General features: G+C 66.1%; 18 protein-coding genes. 6 read left to right on the top strand and 12 right to left on the bottom strand.

Translation table 11 applies throughout. The features are described 5' to 3' along the window. The first annotated feature begins 5 nt into the window (after positions 1-5). Positions 6-824 (top strand): arginyltransferase, encoded by an 819-nt coding sequence (locus ACI6S0_RS09800; RefSeq protein ID WP_099230726.1) that lies wholly within the window; start codon positions 6-8, stop codon positions 822-824. 121 nt (positions 825-945) lie between these two features. Next, on the top strand, positions 946-3,492 hold the full coding sequence (locus tag ACI6S0_RS09795; RefSeq protein ID WP_434405681.1) for a sensor domain-containing protein: 2,547 nt from the start codon (positions 946-948) through the stop codon (positions 3,490-3,492). On the opposite strand, the gene ACI6S0_RS09790 is transcribed toward ACI6S0_RS09795, so the two are convergent. The 6 genes from ACI6S0_RS09790 to ACI6S0_RS09765 form a co-directional block, all read right to left on the bottom strand. Beyond that, on the bottom strand, positions 3,473-3,850 hold the full coding sequence (locus ACI6S0_RS09790; protein WP_099230728.1) for a VOC family protein: 378 nt from the start codon (positions 3,848-3,850) through the stop codon (positions 3,473-3,475). The genes ACI6S0_RS09795 and ACI6S0_RS09790 overlap by 20 nt on opposite strands. Before the next feature lie 66 nt (positions 3,851-3,916). Further along, a complete protein-coding gene (locus ACI6S0_RS09785; protein ID WP_434405680.1) occupies positions 3,917-4,783 on the bottom strand; it encodes an RcnB family protein in 867 nt (288 codons plus the stop codon). A 130-nt stretch (positions 4,784-4,913) separates the two neighbouring features. Continuing rightward, positions 4,914-5,399 carry a GAF domain-containing protein gene (locus ACI6S0_RS09780; RefSeq protein ID WP_159367989.1) on the bottom strand — a complete coding sequence of 162 codons (486 nt, stop codon included), beginning with the start codon at positions 5,397-5,399 and terminating at the stop codon, positions 4,914-4,916. Between the two features lie 40 nt (positions 5,400-5,439). Then, a complete protein-coding gene (locus ACI6S0_RS09775; RefSeq protein WP_434405679.1) occupies positions 5,440-6,657 on the bottom strand; it encodes a glycosyltransferase family 87 protein in 1,218 nt (405 codons plus the stop codon). A gap of 87 nt (positions 6,658-6,744) precedes the next feature. Then, on the bottom strand, positions 6,745-7,170 hold the full coding sequence (arfB, locus tag ACI6S0_RS09770) for an alternative ribosome rescue aminoacyl-tRNA hydrolase ArfB (RefSeq protein WP_434405678.1): 426 nt from the start codon (positions 7,168-7,170) through the stop codon (positions 6,745-6,747). A gap of 16 nt (positions 7,171-7,186) precedes the next feature. After that, entirely contained in the window at positions 7,187-7,867 is a 681-nt protein-coding gene (locus ACI6S0_RS09765) for an RluA family pseudouridine synthase (protein WP_004212186.1), read from the bottom strand. A gap of 86 nt (positions 7,868-7,953) precedes the next feature. Here ACI6S0_RS09765 and ACI6S0_RS09760 point away from each other — a divergent pair, with 86 nt between their 5' ends. Further along, positions 7,954-8,913 (top strand): acyltransferase family protein, encoded by a 960-nt coding sequence (locus tag ACI6S0_RS09760; RefSeq protein WP_434405677.1) that lies wholly within the window; start codon positions 7,954-7,956, stop codon positions 8,911-8,913. Here ACI6S0_RS09760 and ACI6S0_RS09755 read toward each other — a convergent pair. After that, a complete protein-coding gene (locus ACI6S0_RS09755; RefSeq protein WP_434405676.1) occupies positions 8,910-9,596 on the bottom strand; it encodes a TetR/AcrR family transcriptional regulator in 687 nt (228 codons plus the stop codon). The genes ACI6S0_RS09760 and ACI6S0_RS09755 overlap by 4 nt on opposite strands. Before the next feature lie 119 nt (positions 9,597-9,715). On the opposite strand from ACI6S0_RS09755, the gene ACI6S0_RS09750 reads away from it, so the two are divergent. After that, positions 9,716-10,462, top strand: a complete 747-nt coding sequence (locus tag ACI6S0_RS09750; RefSeq protein ID WP_434405675.1) for an SDR family NAD(P)-dependent oxidoreductase — start codon at positions 9,716-9,718, stop codon at positions 10,460-10,462. 12 nt (positions 10,463-10,474) lie between these two features. Here ACI6S0_RS09750 and ACI6S0_RS09745 read toward each other — a convergent pair whose 3' ends face one another. The 3 genes from ACI6S0_RS09745 to ACI6S0_RS09735 all read right to left on the bottom strand — a co-directional run bounded on the left by ACI6S0_RS09745 (position 10,475) and on the right by ACI6S0_RS09735 (position 12,434). Next, a complete protein-coding gene (locus ACI6S0_RS09745; protein WP_434405674.1) occupies positions 10,475-11,029 on the bottom strand; it encodes a hypothetical protein in 555 nt (184 codons plus the stop codon). A gap of 89 nt (positions 11,030-11,118) precedes the next feature. Beyond that, the gene (locus ACI6S0_RS09740) at positions 11,119-11,979 is read right to left on the bottom strand and encodes a sigma-70 family RNA polymerase sigma factor (protein WP_434405673.1); all 861 of its coding nucleotides are present in this window, start codon (positions 11,977-11,979) and stop codon (positions 11,119-11,121) included. Continuing rightward, positions 11,979-12,434, bottom strand: a complete 456-nt coding sequence (locus ACI6S0_RS09735; RefSeq protein WP_434405919.1) for a carboxymuconolactone decarboxylase family protein — start codon at positions 12,432-12,434, stop codon at positions 11,979-11,981. Before ACI6S0_RS09735 ends, ACI6S0_RS09740 begins: the two co-directional genes overlap by 1 nt. Before the next feature lie 150 nt (positions 12,435-12,584). Here ACI6S0_RS09735 and ACI6S0_RS09730 point away from each other — a divergent pair, with 150 nt between their 5' ends. Then, a complete protein-coding gene (locus ACI6S0_RS09730) occupies positions 12,585-12,791 on the top strand; it encodes a hypothetical protein (protein WP_010339971.1) in 207 nt (68 codons plus the stop codon). A 119-nt stretch (positions 12,792-12,910) separates the two neighbouring features. Here the strand turns inward: ACI6S0_RS09730 and wrbA are convergent, their stop codons facing one another. Beyond that, positions 12,911-13,510 carry an NAD(P)H:quinone oxidoreductase gene (wrbA, locus tag ACI6S0_RS09725; RefSeq protein WP_434405672.1) on the bottom strand — a complete coding sequence of 200 codons (600 nt, stop codon included), beginning with the start codon at positions 13,508-13,510 and terminating at the stop codon, positions 12,911-12,913. Positions 13,511-13,640: 130 nt separating this feature from the next. Beyond that, on the bottom strand, positions 13,641-14,360 hold the full coding sequence (locus tag ACI6S0_RS09720) for a pirin family protein (protein ID WP_434405671.1): 720 nt from the start codon (positions 14,358-14,360) through the stop codon (positions 13,641-13,643). Positions 14,361-14,468: 108 nt separating this feature from the next. On the opposite strand from ACI6S0_RS09720, the gene ACI6S0_RS09715 reads away from it, so the two are divergent. Next, entirely contained in the window at positions 14,469-15,362 is an 894-nt protein-coding gene (locus ACI6S0_RS09715; RefSeq protein ID WP_029548055.1) for a LysR family transcriptional regulator, read from the top strand. The last annotated feature ends 201 nt before the right edge of the window (positions 15,363-15,563 follow it).

The following is a 15,563-nucleotide window of genomic DNA, read 5'->3' as shown; positions in this document are numbered from 1 at the left end:
GAGGCATGAGCGCACCATTCCGCTTTCCGCGTTTCTTCGTGACGAACCCCAGCCCTTGCCCCTATCTGCCGGGCAAGAGCGAGCGGAAGGTCTTCACCGAACTCAACGGCGACAATGCCTCGGAACTCAATGATGCGCTCGGCCGCATCGGCTTCCGCCGCAGCCAGAATGTCGCCTATCGCCCCAGCTGCGCCGATTGCTCGGCCTGCGTGTCGGTCCGCGTCGTCGCGCAGGAGTTCAAGCCCAACGCGACCCAGCGCAAGCTGATCCGCCGCAACAGCGACCTCGTCGTCACCGCCTGCAAGCCCTGGTCGACCGAGGAGCAGTTCGAATTGCTCCAGCGCTATCTGCGCGCGCGGCATCCCGGCGGCGGCATGACCGAAATGGACGAGATGGACTTTGCCGACATGGTCGAACAGACCCCGGTCGAAAGCCATGTCGTCGAATATCGCCTGCCCGGCGAGGATGGCCACCCCGGCAAGCTGGTCGGTGCCTGCCTGACCGATCGCCAGGGCGACGGCCTGTCGATGATCTACAGCTTCTTCGACACCGAACTGGAAGATCGTCCGGGCCTCGGCAACTTCATCATCATGGATCATATCCAGCGCGCCGCCCGTGCGGGCCTCGCCTATGTGTATCTGGGCTATTGGGTCGATGGCTCGCAGCGGATGCAGTATAAGATCCGCTATCGTCCGCTCGAAAAGCTCAGCCGCGCCGGCTGGGTCCGCTTCGATCCGGAGGAGCAGGCGCAGGCGATCCGGGTCGTCATGCCACGCGATGAGCCGCCGCTGCCGGTCGAACTGGCCGCCATTCTACGCCGCTGACGGGGCAATTTCTGTAATTTACAGATTCCCGGTCATTCCGGTTACGTGCAGGCTTGTTTAAGCTTTTCCTGCATCATCGCCGGCATGAGGAACAGGGCGGCACGGCAATCGGGGATGGGCGATGGATCGCTTCGCTGATCGGCGCTTTGTCGATGGCGCCCGCGAACTTGGCGGGCCTGCGGCCCATATGCCGTCCGGCGCCCATGTCGCGCACAGGGCATTATCGTCCAAGATCAAGCATGTACGCCCGCCCGTCATTCACTGGTTCGCGGATTATCGCGGTCGCCTGCTGACCTACTGGGTCGAGGGCGAGGTGCGGGGCGGGGGGCTTCGCATGGGACTGATGCGCCATGGCTGGCGCAAGGGCTTTGATTCGGTCGATATCGGGATCATCATACGGGCCGCCGCCGCGTCGTCGCAGCCGGAACCGCTGGTCGTTCGCCTGCGTTGCGCAGATGGCGCAAGCCGCTGGTGCCTGCTCCGCATGACGCGGCAGGCAATGCCCGCAGGGGCATGGCGCTGGTATGGAACGGTCGAGGATATGCATGATCGTCGCGACAAACAGGCTGAATTGCTGGAAACCGCGCTGGCGGAAAGTCGCGAACATCATCGCTGGTCGGTAGAACTCAGCCCCCAGGTTCCCTGGACCGCCACGCCCGATGGCGCGATCGAGGAGGTCGGGCCACGCTGGCGCGATCTGACCGGCAGCTCGCCCGAACAGGCGATGGGGGCCGGCTGGATCAACGCCCTGCATCCCGACGACATGGACCGGACGCTGGCGCTATGGCGCGAACGGCTCCAGTCGGGCGATCCGGTCGATGTCGATTATCGCCTGCGCCTGCGCGACGGCAGCTATCGCTGGATGCGCGCGCGCGCCGCTGCCCGGCGCGATGGCAAGGGCGCGATCATCCGCTGGTATGGCACGCTGGAGGATATCCATAACCAGAAGCTGGCGCAGCAGGCGGTGGCCGAAAGCGAGGAGCATTTCCGCCTCGCGGTGCAGTCGGCGCGGCTCGGCATCTGGGACTATGACGCACGGTCGGGCCAGCGTAGCTGGTCGGCGGAGTTCCGTGCCATGCTGGGCCTGACGGCGGACGCGCCGGCGACCACCGAACTGGCCCTGTCGCTGGTGCATCCCGATGATCGGCACAAGCTCAAGGCGATGATGGACGGCGTCGCCGCCAATGTCCTGCCGCCGCATTTCGAGGCGACCCTGCGCGTCCATCGCGCCGATAATGGCGCGCTGCGCTGGATCCGCAGCACCGGCTGGGCGACTCGCACCGAAGTCGGCCAGTTGCGCCGGATCATCGTCACCTTCCTCGACGTCACCGAACAGCGCGATGCGGAAGAACGCATCCGCTGGGCCGCCACCCACGATCCGATGACGCGGCTGCCCAACCGGACATTGTGGCAGGGCGTGCTGGAGGAACTGGCGGATCAGGCGCGCCCGACCGGCGCGGGCTTTGGCCTGATGCTGTTCGACATTGATGATCTCAAGCGGATCAACGATTCGCTCGGCCATGACGCGGGCGATGCGCTGCTCTGCGGCTTTGCCGAGCGTCTGGCTGCGGCGGCGCCGTCCGATGCGGTGGTCGGGCGCCTCGGCGGCGACGAATTCGGCCTGATCGCTGCCTCGCTGGTGGATAGTGCGACCGTGCAGGCCTGCAGCCAGGCGATATTGGACAAGATGCGGGTGCCCTTCGCCTATCAGGGGCAATTGCTCGAAGCCGGGGTCAGCGTTGGCGGTGCCGTGTTCGGCGAACATGGCGACGATGCGCATGAACTGTTCAAGGCGGCCGACCTGGCGCTCTATGCGTCGAAGGCGAGCGGTCGCAGCCGGCTCACCATGTTCCATTCCCAGTTGCGCGCCGACGCGCAGCAGCGCAGTTCGATGATCCACATGGCCCGCCAGGTGATCGCCGAGCGGCTGGTCGAACCCTATTATCAGCCCAAGGTCGACATGCGCAGCGGACAGGTGCTGGGCTATGAGGCATTGCTGCGCTGGCAGCATCCCCGGCTCGGGGTGCAGGCGCCCGCCACCATCGCCGCCGCCTTCGAGCATGGCGAACTGGCCATCCGCCTGACCGACCTCATGCTCGACGCGGTGCTGCACGACATGGCGACCTGGCTCCGGATGGGCTTCGATCCCGGCCGGGTGGCGGTCAACGCCTCGGCGGCGGATCTGCTTCAGGCCGATTTTGCCGATCATGTCCTCGCCCGGCTGGATCAGCATGGCGTGCCGGCACAGAATTTCGAGATCGAAGTGACCGAGTCGGTCTTCCTTGGTCGCGGCGCCGATCAGGTCGCGCGCGCGCTTGATCGGTTCGCGCGCGGCGGGGTGCGCATCGCCCTCGACGATTTCGGCACCGGCTTCGCCTCGCTCAGCCATCTCAAGCAATATCCTGTCAATGTGCTGAAGATCGACCGCAGCTTCGTCAGCCATGTCGACAGCGATGCCGGCGACGCCGCCATCGTCGACGCCGTCATCAAGCTGGGCAGCAGCTTCCGGATGGAGGTGGTGGCCGAAGGCGTAGAGACCGCCGAACAGGCCGCTTTGCTGCTTCAGCACGGCTGCCATATCGCGCAGGGCTATCATTATGGCCGGCCGCAGCCCGCCGCATCGGTCCTCGCCGCGCGCGGCGCGGCGCCTATCGCGCCGAAAAAGTGACCGCTTCTATCTTGTTGCCGTCGGGATCGCGCACGAAGGCGCCATAATAATGCTCGTCATATTGCGGCCGCACGCCCGGCGGCCCGGCATCGCTGCCGCCCAGCTCCAGCGCCAGCCGATGAAATCCGTCGACCGCGCCGCGATCGGCCGCGACGAAGCAGATATGGATGCCGTTGCCGGCGCTCGCGGGCGCGCCATCGACCGGGGTCTCGACGCTGAACACCACGTCGGTCACGCCATAGTCGAGCGAATGGGGATGGTCGCGCAGGCTGCGATAGCCCAGCAGCGCCATCAGCGGGTCGTAGAAGGCCCGCGCCCGCGCCACATCATTGGTGCCCACCGATACATGATGCAGCATAACGCCGCTCCCGAAATCTGATCCCGCCCGTCAACGCACCAACCCATGGTTGCGGTTCCGGACGGTTCAGCGCGGCGCGGCCTCGGTCGCGTAGCGGGTGGTCGCCTGGGTCGTGCCGTCGGGATTGATGATGATGGTCGTCACCAGCGGCGGCGGATAATAGAAGCCGCCCGAAATATAGCCGCCCGGCGGCAGGCCGGGCACCGGCGGCGCGGCCGACACGACGGTCGTGGTCGCCGGCTGGTTCGACCAGTGCGTGCCGCTCGTCGCTGCCACCGGTGCGGCCGGAGGCGTCGGAGCCGCCGCAACAGTCGTCACCGTCGGCGCGCTCGGGCTGACGGCGCTGCTGGCATAGGCGGGGGCATCATAATCCACGCCGGGGCGGCTGGACGGGGCGGGCTGCGGCGTGGGCTGCGGCGCGGGGCTATAGGTCACCATGTCGTCGGGCGCACTATAGCCGGCCTCGCCACCGGAACTGGCGATGACGGCCGGCTGCGCCGCACCCTCTTCATAGCCACCCTCATAGCGCGACCAGTCGATGCCGCTGCGCACGTCGCGCACCCGGCCATATTGGTCGGTCATCACCGCATCGTCATAATAGCGCGACCAGCCATAGCCGGTGGTCGGCGCCGGCAGGCCATAGGCGCCATAATTGGCGATGAAGAAGCGCGGATGGACCCAGTAGGCGGGCAGGGCAAAGCCCACGCGTGGCCGCTGATAGCTTTGCCAGCCGCCCGGCGCGGCCCAGCCGGCATACCAGCGCCCGTCATAGCGCGGTCCCCAGCGATGGGCGGTCGTGGCCGTCGCCGTGGTGGTGGTGCGGACCACGCTGGTGCCGGACGCGGCGGATGTCTGCGCGGCAACCGGCCCCGCAAGGCTGGCGATCAGCGCCATGGCGCTGCTGGCGGAGAAAAAGCGCGCGGCCATCATCATGCTCCCTGTTCCTGCAGGGGCGTCAGGCCGCCCGCACGGTCATCATGCTAACGCGGAAATTAGCATGACGATCCGTGCAACGCCATGTTCGGCTCATGAAATCCTGTCCCGGAACGGGGCAGGGCGGCGATCAGCCGATGCGGCCGGCGACCCGCGCGACCAACGCTTCCAGCCCCTGCTGGTCTGCACTGTCGAACCGGGCGGGGCGGGGGCTGTCCAGGTCCAGCACGCCGATCAGCCGGCCGTCATGCACTACCGGCACGACGATCTCGGACGCGCTCGCCGCGTCGCAGGCGATATGGCCGGGGAAGGCATGGACGTCGGCCACCAGCTGCGTCTCGCGCGTCTGCGCCGCGGTACCGCACACGCCGCGGCCCAGCGGAATGCGGATGCAGGCCGCCTTGCCCTGGAAAGGGCCCAGCACCAGCTCATCCTCGACCATGCGATAGAAGCCTGCCCAGTTGAGGTCGGGCAGGAACTGCCAGATCAGCGCCGACAGGTTGGCCATATTGGCGACCGCATCGGGCTCGTCACGGGTCAGCGCGTCGGCAGCGGACAGAAGATCGGCGTACAGCGTCGCCTTGTCGGCGTCGGCGGAGGGAGCGAAATCATACATGGGCACGCATATAGGATGGCCCGCACCGCTCGGCCAGAGGCTAGGATGTGGGGACGGGATTATCGATCAATCGCCGCTTGAGAGGTTCCGGCAACAGCAGATCTGCGTAGAACATGCCCGTATAGCAGCGTATCTGGACGACAAGGCCGGCAAGCAGGGCGATCGGTGCAATGAGGTTCCAAGCCATCACCAGCAAGGGCGCGGCAAAGGCCATCCACAGGATGATCCGCTCGTTGCGGTGAAGCGCGTGCCATTGGCCATAAAGCAGGACCGCGAAGCCAAGGCAGCAAACCGTCAGGTCATAGTTGAAGATATAGGGGGTAATCAGGGCCGTCGCGGTGGCCGTGATGAAGGCCAGTTGATGGACGGTGCAGTCACGCGCGCGCCAGGTTAGGTAAAGCGCGCTGCCCGCGAACATGGCTTGAGCCGTCAGCGGCAGCCAATAAGGCCCCTCGCGCAGCGCGACATAGGCCGATGTCATCATGAAGAAGTAGAATTTCTCGCCCTCTGCGGTCATGATCCGGGTCTGGAGGGCAGAGGTGTCCGTCAGCCAGGTGGGCCAGAGATCGAAGCCGAACGCCAAGCCGCTGAGCCCGATCAGCCCCAGGGTGACGGCGAGTGCTGCGCCTATCGCCCGGAAGGCCCTGCGATGCACCAGCGTCAGGGCAATCAGCAGGCCCAGATGGGGCTTGAGCGTCAGCAGCCCGGCGACAAGGCCGGCGCGGACCGGCGCATGGCGCAACTGGGCGAAGAACAGCAGCCACAGGCCGCCAATGACGAACCCATAATGGCCGACCCAGATATTGACGATCGCCGCCGGCGTGAGGAGCGCAAGCCAGGGGGACAGGCCGGCCGGTATGTAGGGACGGGCCGCCCAGGCAAAGAAGATGGCGCCAAGGCCTGTCCACAGCGCGAGCGCAACCGGATAGGGAAACAGCGCAAAGGGCATCGCCAGGAACAGGCTATGCGGAGGATAGGAGTAGTTCAGCATCTCCAGCGGGCCGAAAAGCCTGGCCTGCCAGTCCATATAGGCCTGAAAATCATAGAGACGCTCAAGCTGGCCGGTCAGTGCGAGCGTTCCGCCGGACCAGACATTCAGGAAATCCCGGCCGATCAGAAGTCGGGCTTCGGGCAGGTGCAGGCCGTCAAGCTGGCGCAAATCCGAGAGGATCAGGAAGACACCCAGGAAGGTGGCGGCAACCCACATGAACCAGTTCCAGGGGCGCGGTGGCAGAAGAATAGGGCGTTCGGCCGGCATGGCATCCTCGGGAAGCTGGGAGCGCAGTCCTGCGCTCAGCCCTTCCTAGCAAGGCAATGATGGTTAATTCGTAAATGGCCGCTAGATTCAGTCCATCCTGACCCGGCCGCGTCCCTGTTTCACGGCTGCGCGCTTGACCTTGCCGTCGACGCGGCGCTTCTGCGATGCCTTGGTCGGCTTGGTCGGGCGCCGCTTCTTGGGCACGATCGTCGCCTCGCGGATCAGCGCAAACAGCCGCTCGCGCACCTCCTGCCGGTTGAGTAACTGCGACCGTGCGCCCTCGCTGCGCAGGATCAGTACGCCGTCGCGGGTCATGCGCGATCCGGCCAGGTCCGCCAGCCGCTGCTTCACCGCATCGGGCAGGCCGGGCGAAGCGGCGACGTCGAAGCGCAGCATCACCGCGCTGTCGGTGGTGTTCACATGCTGGCCGCCCGGCCCCGACGCGCGCGCGAAGCTCTCGACGATCTCGTCGCTGTCGATCGCGATGGAGCGGGTGACGGGGATGGCGACCATGGCGCGGGGCCGGGGCTTACAGCCCGGCTTCCTCCAATATCTCGGGGCCGAAGCCTGCATCGACGAAGCTCTGCGGCAGCGGCGCGGTCGCCTGCGCGGGCGGCTTGTTGTCGCCGCGCGGCACGCTCAGGAAGCGGCTGTGCAGCAGCATAGCGCCCTGTCCGTCGCCATAGACCGGGTCGCCGACAATGCCGAAGCCCAGCCCATGCTGGGCGTGGACGCGGATCTGGTGGGTGCGGCCGGTTTCGGGCGTGAAGGCGATCAGCGCACGGCCGTCCTTCACCGCCAGCTTGCGCCAGTGGGTGACGGCCGGCTTGCCCGCCTTGGCCGCGATCATGCGCCAGCCCTGGGCCTGGGTGCTGACCTTCTTGAGCGACAATTCGATCGTGCCTTCGTCCGCCTCGGGTACGCCCTCCAGCACCGCAACATAGCGCTTCTCGACCGTGCCGGCCTCGAACGCGGCGGCAAAGCGCTTGTGCGCCTTGGGATTGCGGGCGAGCAGCAGGCAGCCGCTGGTGTCGCGGTCCAGCCGGTGGACCGCCAGCGGCCAGCGCTGGAAGCCGAAGGTCAGCGAGGCGAGGTGGTTTTCAAGGCTGATCGATCCGTCGCGCGGCGCGTCGACCGGCAGGCCGGCCGGCTTGTCGAGGATGATGGCCTCGCCATCGATGAACAGCACTTTGTCGCTAAGCAGGGTCAAATATCAATCCGATCGGGAAATCTGGCATCCGGGTAATCTGGTTGGGCGATTGACGCCCACGCCGCATCCTATAGGGCGTGGAACCGATGGAGAATAGGGGCCTTGCCTATCAACATGCGCCACAGCGGCTCGACTGGGTCGATGTCGCGCGCGGCATCGGCATCATCGCCGTGGTGGTCGGCCATGTCTGGACGCGCGGACCCTTGCGCGACGCCATGTACAGCTTCCACATGCCACTCTTCTTCCTGCTGTCGGGCATGCTCTCGCGCCCGCACCCTGTCGGCGCCTTCACCCGGCGCCAGTTGCTCGGCCAGATGCGCCCCTATGCGATCTTCCTTGCGCTGCTGATCCTGGCCGATCAGATCATCGAACCGGCCAAGGGCAATCTGCCGATCTTCCACCAATGGCCGCGCGATCTGTTGCCGATCCTGCTCGGCGGCTATTGGCTGCGTGGCCCCTATACCATCTTCTGGTTCGTGCCCTGCCTGATGATCGCGCGCATCCTGTTCAACCTCGCGCTCAACCGCTGGCCCGATCCGCTCGACCGGCGCTGGGCGTTGCTGCTGATCCCGATGCTGCTGCTCGCCTATGGCATTGGCTATGTCACGCCGGCCTCGCCGCTGGGCCTGCTGAGCGTGCCGATGGCGATGATCCTGCTCTGGGTCGGCGCGCTCTGGCCCCGACTGCACTGGCGCAATCTCTGGATCGCGCCGCTTGGCTTGCTCGCGCTGGCGGGGCTGGGCTGCTGGCTGCCGACCCTCAACATGAAGGCGGGCGACTATGGCTGGCCCTTGCTCTCGATCGGATCGGGAATCGCGACGTCGCTGCTGCTCTTCCGCCTCTCGGCGCGGCTCGCGCCGGTCGCCGCCCCGCTCGCCGCGCTTGGCCGGGCGTCACTGGTCATCATGTATCTGCACGTCGCGATCGTCCATTATGGCACGCCCTATCTGGCCAGGCCCTGGCTGCTCGCGCTTGCGCTGCTGACGCCCTTCGCCCTGTGGCACCTCATCCGCCTGTCCCCGCGCCTCAGCCGCTGGATGCTCTAGGACAAGGACGGCGCCGACGCTGGCCAGGATCGCCAGCCTGCCAGGAAAAAGGTGATGGCCGCCATGGCGCGCACGCGCGTTCGGTCTGAAACGCCGGCCGGCTCGATCCCCTGCGCCGCCCGGTCCAGCGCCTCGCCGGCAACCAGCCGCACGAACATGTCCGCGCCCAGCCTGACCGTCTCTGCCGGCCGGGCGCCATCCTCGGCCAGGATGGCGGCGATCGCCGTGCTGGCGCGCTGGAACGGGCCATCGACGCTGAGCGCCAGCCCCGGCTGACGCGCGGCCTCGGCCACGATCATGCGATACAGCGCGATCGCATGGGGATTGAGCAGCCAGCCGAGCAAAATCTCGCCGGCCGCCTGCAAGCGCTGTTCCAGCGGACCGGCCTCGACCCGCGCCAGATTGGGCATGCCCGACTGGCGGGCCAGGCGCTCGACCACCTCGACGAACAGGTCCGACTTGGTCCGGGCGCGGCGATAGAGGGTGCGCTTGGTCACCCCGGCGCGGCGGGCGATGGCCTCCATGCTGGCCCCCTGGAAACCGGCCTCGATGAAGGTCGCCAATGCCGCATCCAGCATCGTCGCTTCAATCTGTTCGGCCGCCTCGCGCGATGGCCGGCCGGTCGGCCGCGCCGATCCGTCGCTCCCTGATCCGTCAGCCCGCTGGCTGGTGTCGGCGGCCATCCCTGCTTTCCTTCCGTTCGGCTCCTGCATAAAAGGATACGGAACCGGATACTTTGAGTCGAGCTTATTTCCCATCGGTCATGCCGTCGCCCGGCGGCGATAATCAAGGAGCAGTTGGAATGGCGTTGTTTCAGGATCGGGTCGCGATGGTCACCGGCGGTGCATCGGGCATCGGCGAAGCGGTGGTGATGGATTTGCTGGCGGAAGGGGCGAAGGTCGTCATCGCCGATTTCGACGAAGCGGGGGCACAGCGTCTCGCGCAATCTTGTGGCGAGGATCGGGCGCGCGCCTTCAAGGTCGATGTCAGCGATGCACAGGCGGTCAGCGCCAGTGTCGACTTCGCCGTCGAAACCTTCGGCGGACTGCATCTGGCGGTCAATAATGCCGGGATTGGCGCGCCGTCCACACCGCTGGCCGACATCGCCATCGATGACTGGCACCGGGTTGTCGGCGTCGATCTGCACAGCGTCTTTTACGGCATGAAATATCAGATCCCGGCGATGCTGAAATCCGGTGGCGGCGCGATCGTCAACATGGCCTCGATCCTGGGCGCGGTCGGCTGGGCCGGTTCGGCCGCCTATGTGACGTCCAAGCATGCGGTCGTCGGCATGACCAAGACCGCCGCGCTGGACTATGCCGGCCAGGGTATCAGGGTGAATGCGGTCGGGCCGGCCTTTGTCGAAACCCCGGCACTCGGCAAGACCATGACCGATGCGGAACGGGCCGTCCTCGCCGGCCTGCATGCGTTCGACAGGCTGGCCCGGCCGGAGGAGATCGCTGCCATGACCAGCTTCCTCCTGTCCGACCGCGCCTCCTTCATGACCGGAACCTATTATCCGGTCGATTGCGGCTATCTGGCGCGCTGACGGCGCGGGGCGTCAGCCCTGCTGGATCAGCGACAGTCGATGATCCTCGCCGGCGCGGGCGACCAGGGCATAGGCGGCCTGGGCGATCACCTGCGCCTGGCTCAGCGCGGCGGCATCCTCCTGCTGGGCGGGAGCGACCGGGTCGGCGACGGCCGATGCCGCTGGCGACGCATAATAGCCCGCGTCGGACAATTGCGTGTCCAGCGTGGTTTCCGGTGCCGCGACGGCCTGCGATCGCGGCGCTGGCGTGGGCGCGCTGTAGGTCAGGGGCGACAGCGAAGCTGACAGGGAAACGCTGTCGCTGACGACGACCGCAGGTTCGCTTGCGATCACCGGCGCCGGCGCGGTCGCTGCGGCAGTTGGTGTCGTTTCGACCGCCGGCTGGACGCTGGCGACCGGCTCGCTTGCCGCAACCGGCGTGGTGGCCGCCGGTGTGCTCGCCTCTGTCACTTTCGCTGTCGTGCTGCCGCTATTCTGGTTCGCCTGCCGAACCTTTTCGGCAAATTCTTCCATCGCCTTCTTGAACTGGCCCCAGCCATTGCCCGAGCCGCCGATCGCACCAACCATCTCTGTTTCGCTCCCGGTCCCCGATCCGGGCATGGCGCGGCAGGGGCTGCGATTTTGACAAGGAACGGGCTTATCCGGCGATTAAGCATTCAATGGAGATGGCGCAGCTTGTCGGGGTTGCGCATGATGTAGATGGCGGTCACCTGGCCATCCTCTATGTCCAGCGCCGTGGTCTGCAATTCGCCATCGGCCTCGCGGGTGACGAAGCCGGGCAGGCCGTTCACCATGCAGGTGCGCAGCAGGGTCGACCCATATTTGCCGAACAGCACCGCCAGCGCCTTGTGGACCTGCATCACCTGGCCATGGCCGATCGCCGGGCGGATCGCGGCCGGGCGCTTGCCGCCGCCATCGCTGTGGAAGCTGACATCCTGCGCCAGCAGTGCACCCAATGTGCTCATGTCGCCGTTGCGCGACGCGGCGAAGAAGGCGCCGGCAATCTCCAGTCCGCGCTGTTTCTCGACTTGGAACCGGGGGCGGGCGTCGCGGACATGATCGCGCGCGCGGGCGGCGAGCTGGCGACAGGCGGCGGCATCGCGCTGGATGGTCCTCGCCACCTCGTCAAAGGCCAGCCCAAATACATCGTGCAGCAGGAAGGCGGCCCGCTCCAGCGGCGACAGCCGCTCCAATGCCAGCATCAGCGGCAGGGTGACATCCTCTTCCTCATCAGCCTCTTCGACCAGCGGCTCGGGCAGCCAGGGGCCGACATAGGTTTCGCGCTGCGCCCGCGCCGACTTCATCTGGTCGAGACAGAGGCGGGTGACGATGCGGCGGAGAAAGGCTTCGGGTTCGCGCACCGCGCCATGGTCGGCGCCCATCCAGCGGATGAAGGCATCCTGCACCACATCCTCGGCATCGGCGACCGATCCGAGCATGCGATAGGCCACCCGGATCATGCGGGGACGCAGCGGGTCGAAGCGCGCCGCCGCGTCCATCTGCGTCCCCCGCGCCATCAGGCTGCTGCCTTCATCGGCATGTCGTACCAGAGGTTGAAGCCGACGGCGATGCGGTTCCAGCCATTGATGATGTTGATCATCAGGGTCAGCTTCACCTGTTCCTCCTTGGTGAATTCCCAGTTCAGCGCCTCCTTGGCGGCCTCGTGGGTGTGGCCCTTGGCGATTTCGGTCAGCGCCTCGGTCCAGCCCAGCGCGGCGCGCTCGCGGTCGGTATAGCAGGGCGCCTCGCGCCAGGCGGACAGCAGGTAGATGCGCTGTTCGGTTTCGCCCTTCTCGCGCGCTTCGTATGTGTGCATGTTGATGCAGTTGGCGCAGCCGTTGATCTGCGACGAACGGATCTTCACCAGTTCGATCAGGCTCGGCTCCAGGCTGTCGGCGACGGCGGTGGAGAGGGCGGTCCAGCTCTTCATCAGCTGCGGCGCGGCGGCATAGGGATTGATCTTGTCGGTCATCATACAGCTCCTTTGCTTGCTATTGCTGACATGACGAGACGGCCGCGCCCGATGTGACATGGGCAGCAACTTTTTTCGTCGGGCTTGAAAATATTTTGCCGATTCCGGCTCTGGACAGGGGGCGCGCGCAGGCGCTAGCGGCCGCGCCCTATGTCTATCATTGCCACCATCATGAACACGGCCACCGGCCAGCCCATCCAGAAGATGAAGTTCGAGCGCATGCCCAAGCCCTGGGTGTCGCTGAACCTTGAAAATGGCGAACTGGTCACCGCCGACCGCGTCGTCGTCGGCAAGCCTGCACCGGGCAAGTTCATCACCCCGGTCGAAGTCTGGGTCACGCCCAAGACGCTGGGATAATAAAAAGAAAAAGGAGCTGGCGCGCAGTCCCGGCGTGCCAGCTCCCTACAACCTGATGGCGCACCCATGCGACCGAAGAACGCAGCCAGGCTGCGTCCCCCAGACGGCGCGGGCGGCGATTAACCGTGCAGCTTGATCGCGGTTTCGGCGATCCGGCGGCCCTGATAGCGGGCGCCGTCCAGCTCTTCCTCGCTCGGCTGGCGGCTGCCGTCGCCATCGGCCAGGGTGGTCGCGCCATAGGGCGAACCGCCGCGCACCTTGTCGACGCCCATCTGGCCGGCAAAGCCATAGTCCAGGCCGACGATCGTCATGCCGAAATGCAGCAGGTTGGTGATGATCGAGAAGAGGGTGACTTCCTGGCCGCCATGCTGCGATGCGGTCGAGGTGAAGGCGCCACCGACCTTGCCGTTGAGCGCGCCACGCGCCCACAGGCCGCCGGCCTGATCCAGGAAGGCCGCCATCTGGCTCGACATGCGGCCAAAGCGGGTGCCGGTGCCGATGATGATCGCGTCATAATCCGCCAGTTCGGCGACGGTCGCGACCGGCGCGTCCTGGTCCAGCTTGAAATGGGCAGCCTTGGCGACTTCCAGTGGCGCGGTTTCGGGCGCGCGCTTGATGTCGACCTGCGCGCCGGCGGCGGCTGCGCCTTCGGCCATGGCCTTGGCCATCGTTTCGATATGCCCGTAGGACGAATAGTAGAGAACCAGAACCTTAGCCATTGTCACGTCTCCTCATCTGAAACTGAAAGGTTGAAAGGGTGGTCGCCCGCACAAGGGAGGGAGCATGCGGGCGACCCGGACCGGTCCGTCTGGGGGAGGGGAATGACGGACCGGTGCGTAAGCGTCATGTCTATTCGCTGTCGACCAGGACGATTTCGCTGTCCTCGACCGCGGTGATGGTGATGGGCGCGCCGCCGATGATGGCCGCGCCGTCCCGTGCCTCGAAGGTCTGGCCGTCAATCTCGATCCGGCCCGTCGCCGGGACCAGATAGAGATGGCGACCTTCGCCGGCCTCATAGGTCACGCTGTCGCCGGCCTTGATCGTGCCGCCCAGCAGCCGGGCGTCGGCCCGGATGCGCAGCGCTTCCTTGTCCTCGTCATGGCCGCTGGCGAGCACGACGAGCTTGCCGGAGCGATCGGCCTTCGGGAAGGGCTTGGCGCCCCAGCTGGGCGATCCGCCGACCGACCGGGGAATGACCCAGATCTGGAACAGGGTGGTGGTTTCGTCCTCCAGATTATATTCGGCGTGGCGGATACCGGTGCCGGCCGACATCACCTGGACATCGCCCGCTTGCGTGCGGCCCTTGTTGCCCAGGCTGTCCTGGTGGGTGATCGCGCCGGTGCGGACATAGGTGATGATCTCCATGTCGCTGTGCGGGTGGGGCGGAAAGCCCGAGCGCGGACCGATCTCGTCGTCATTCCATACCCGGATCGCGCCCCAGCCCATGCGGGCGGGATCATAATAATTGGCGAAGGAAAAATGATGCCGTGCGTTCAGCCAGCCATGGTCGGCATGGCCGAGCGACGCGAACGGGCGGCGCTCGATGCGGCTCGCGGTTGTCGTGCTCATGGGGTCAGCCTTTCGATTGCGATGCCGGATGCTTCCGGCTTGCTTTCCGACAATCTAGCGATCAGGTTCGTTTCTTGAATAAGCAGTGTTGAAACGGATTGTTTCCCTATGCGCCTACCTGATTTCGAGGCCTGGGCGATGTTCGCCGCCGTGGTCGAACATCGCAGCTTTACCGACGCGGCCAAGGCGCTCAGCGTCTCCAAGGCCACCGTGTCCAAGGCGGTGACCCGCCTGGAGCAGCATCTCGACACCAGCCTGTTCAGCCGCACCAGCCGCCGCCTGGCGCTGACCGAGAGCGGCCGCCGCCTCGCCGATCATGCCCAGCGTATCCTGGCCGAAGGGCAGGCGGCGGAGGAGGCTGCGCGCGACGAGACCGCCGAACTCTCCGGCACGGTGCGGCTGGGCGCGCCGATGAATTTCGGCCTGCTGCGGATCGCGCCGCTGATCGCGCAGTTCACCAAGGAAAATCCGCTGGTCGATGTCGACCTGCATCTGTCCGATGCCAAGATCGACATCGTCGAACTCGGCCTCGACGCCACCATCCGCATCGCCGACATGCCCGACAGTTCGCTGCGCGCGCGCCGGCTCGCGGACGTCCATATGCATGTCGTCGCCTCGCCCGCCTATCTGGCCGAGCGCGGCCGTCCGACCCATCCGTCCGACCTCGGCAGCCATGACTGCCTTTGCTATTCCAACGTCACCGCGCCCGATGTCTGGCGCTTCACCGGGCCGGGGCAGCAGAATGTGACGGTGCAGGTCCGCCCGCGCATCACCGTCAACAGCGGCGAGGCGATGATGCCCGCGCTGCGGCTTGGCGTCGGCATCGCCCGTCTGCCCGATTTCATCGTCGGCGACGCGATCCGTTCGGGCGAGCTGGAAGAGATTTTGCTCGACTGGCGGCCGCCGCCCTTCGGCCTGCATCTGGTGACGCCGCCTTCGCGGCTGCGCCCGGCACGGGTGGAGGCGCTGCTCGACTTCCTGACCCGCCACCATGGTTGCTGAGGCTGGTTTACGAAGTGCAAATTTCCGCCTTGTGACGGCCGTGGATCGCCCGTGCGAAAGGCGGAACCAGGGCAGGACTTTGCTCGTTTTGTCCCGTAATCCAGCTTGACTCGATAGGGATCGTTACGGGGTCAACGCTTTGTAAATAGATTCGTTTTTATACGACTCGCGGATTCCTGCGGGTTAGCGAAAAATTAACCT

The organism is Sphingobium sp. DN12 (assembly GCF_051058005.1).
In the GTDB taxonomy this organism is placed as follows: domain Bacteria; phylum Pseudomonadota; class Alphaproteobacteria; order Sphingomonadales; family Sphingomonadaceae; genus Sphingobium; species Sphingobium yanoikuyae.
This window is presented reverse-complemented; position numbering and strand designations above follow the sequence as displayed.

Coding starts and splice junctions, on each gene's coding strand:
- ACI6S0_RS09760 (WP_434405677.1), top strand. CDS start 7,954: ATGGAGAATAGGGGCCTTGCCTATCAACATGCGCCACAGCGGCTCGAC.
- ACI6S0_RS09790 (WP_099230728.1), bottom strand. CDS start 3,850: ATGCTGCATCATGTATCGGTGGGCACCAATGATGTGGCGCGGGCGCGG.
- ACI6S0_RS09755 (WP_434405676.1), bottom strand. CDS start 9,596: ATGGCCGCCGACACCAGCCAGCGGGCTGACGGATCAGGGAGCGACGGA.
- arfB (WP_434405678.1), bottom strand. CDS start 7,170: ATGGTCGCCATCCCCGTCACCCGCTCCATCGCGATCGACAGCGACGAG.
- ACI6S0_RS09715 (WP_029548055.1), top strand. CDS start 14,469: ATGCGCCTACCTGATTTCGAGGCCTGGGCGATGTTCGCCGCCGTGGTC.
- ACI6S0_RS09750 (WP_434405675.1), top strand. CDS start 9,716: ATGGCGTTGTTTCAGGATCGGGTCGCGATGGTCACCGGCGGTGCATCG.
- ACI6S0_RS09800 (WP_099230726.1), top strand. CDS start 6: ATGAGCGCACCATTCCGCTTTCCGCGTTTCTTCGTGACGAACCCCAGC.
- ACI6S0_RS09740 (WP_434405673.1), bottom strand. CDS start 11,979: ATGGCGCGGGGGACGCAGATGGACGCGGCGGCGCGCTTCGACCCGCTG.
- ACI6S0_RS09780 (WP_159367989.1), bottom strand. CDS start 5,399: ATGTATGATTTCGCTCCCTCCGCCGACGCCGACAAGGCGACGCTGTAC.
- wrbA (WP_434405672.1), bottom strand. CDS start 13,510: ATGGCTAAGGTTCTGGTTCTCTACTATTCGTCCTACGGGCATATCGAA.
- ACI6S0_RS09745 (WP_434405674.1), bottom strand. CDS start 11,029: ATGGTTGGTGCGATCGGCGGCTCGGGCAATGGCTGGGGCCAGTTCAAG.
- ACI6S0_RS09720 (WP_434405671.1), bottom strand. CDS start 14,360: ATGAGCACGACAACCGCGAGCCGCATCGAGCGCCGCCCGTTCGCGTCG.
- ACI6S0_RS09735 (WP_434405919.1), bottom strand. CDS start 12,434: ATGACCGACAAGATCAATCCCTATGCCGCCGCGCCGCAGCTGATGAAG.
- ACI6S0_RS09775 (WP_434405679.1), bottom strand. CDS start 6,657: ATGCCGGCCGAACGCCCTATTCTTCTGCCACCGCGCCCCTGGAACTGG.
- ACI6S0_RS09795 (WP_434405681.1), top strand. CDS start 946: ATGGATCGCTTCGCTGATCGGCGCTTTGTCGATGGCGCCCGCGAACTT.
- ACI6S0_RS09785 (WP_434405680.1), bottom strand. CDS start 4,783: ATGATGATGGCCGCGCGCTTTTTCTCCGCCAGCAGCGCCATGGCGCTG.
- ACI6S0_RS09730 (WP_010339971.1), top strand. CDS start 12,585: ATGTCTATCATTGCCACCATCATGAACACGGCCACCGGCCAGCCCATC.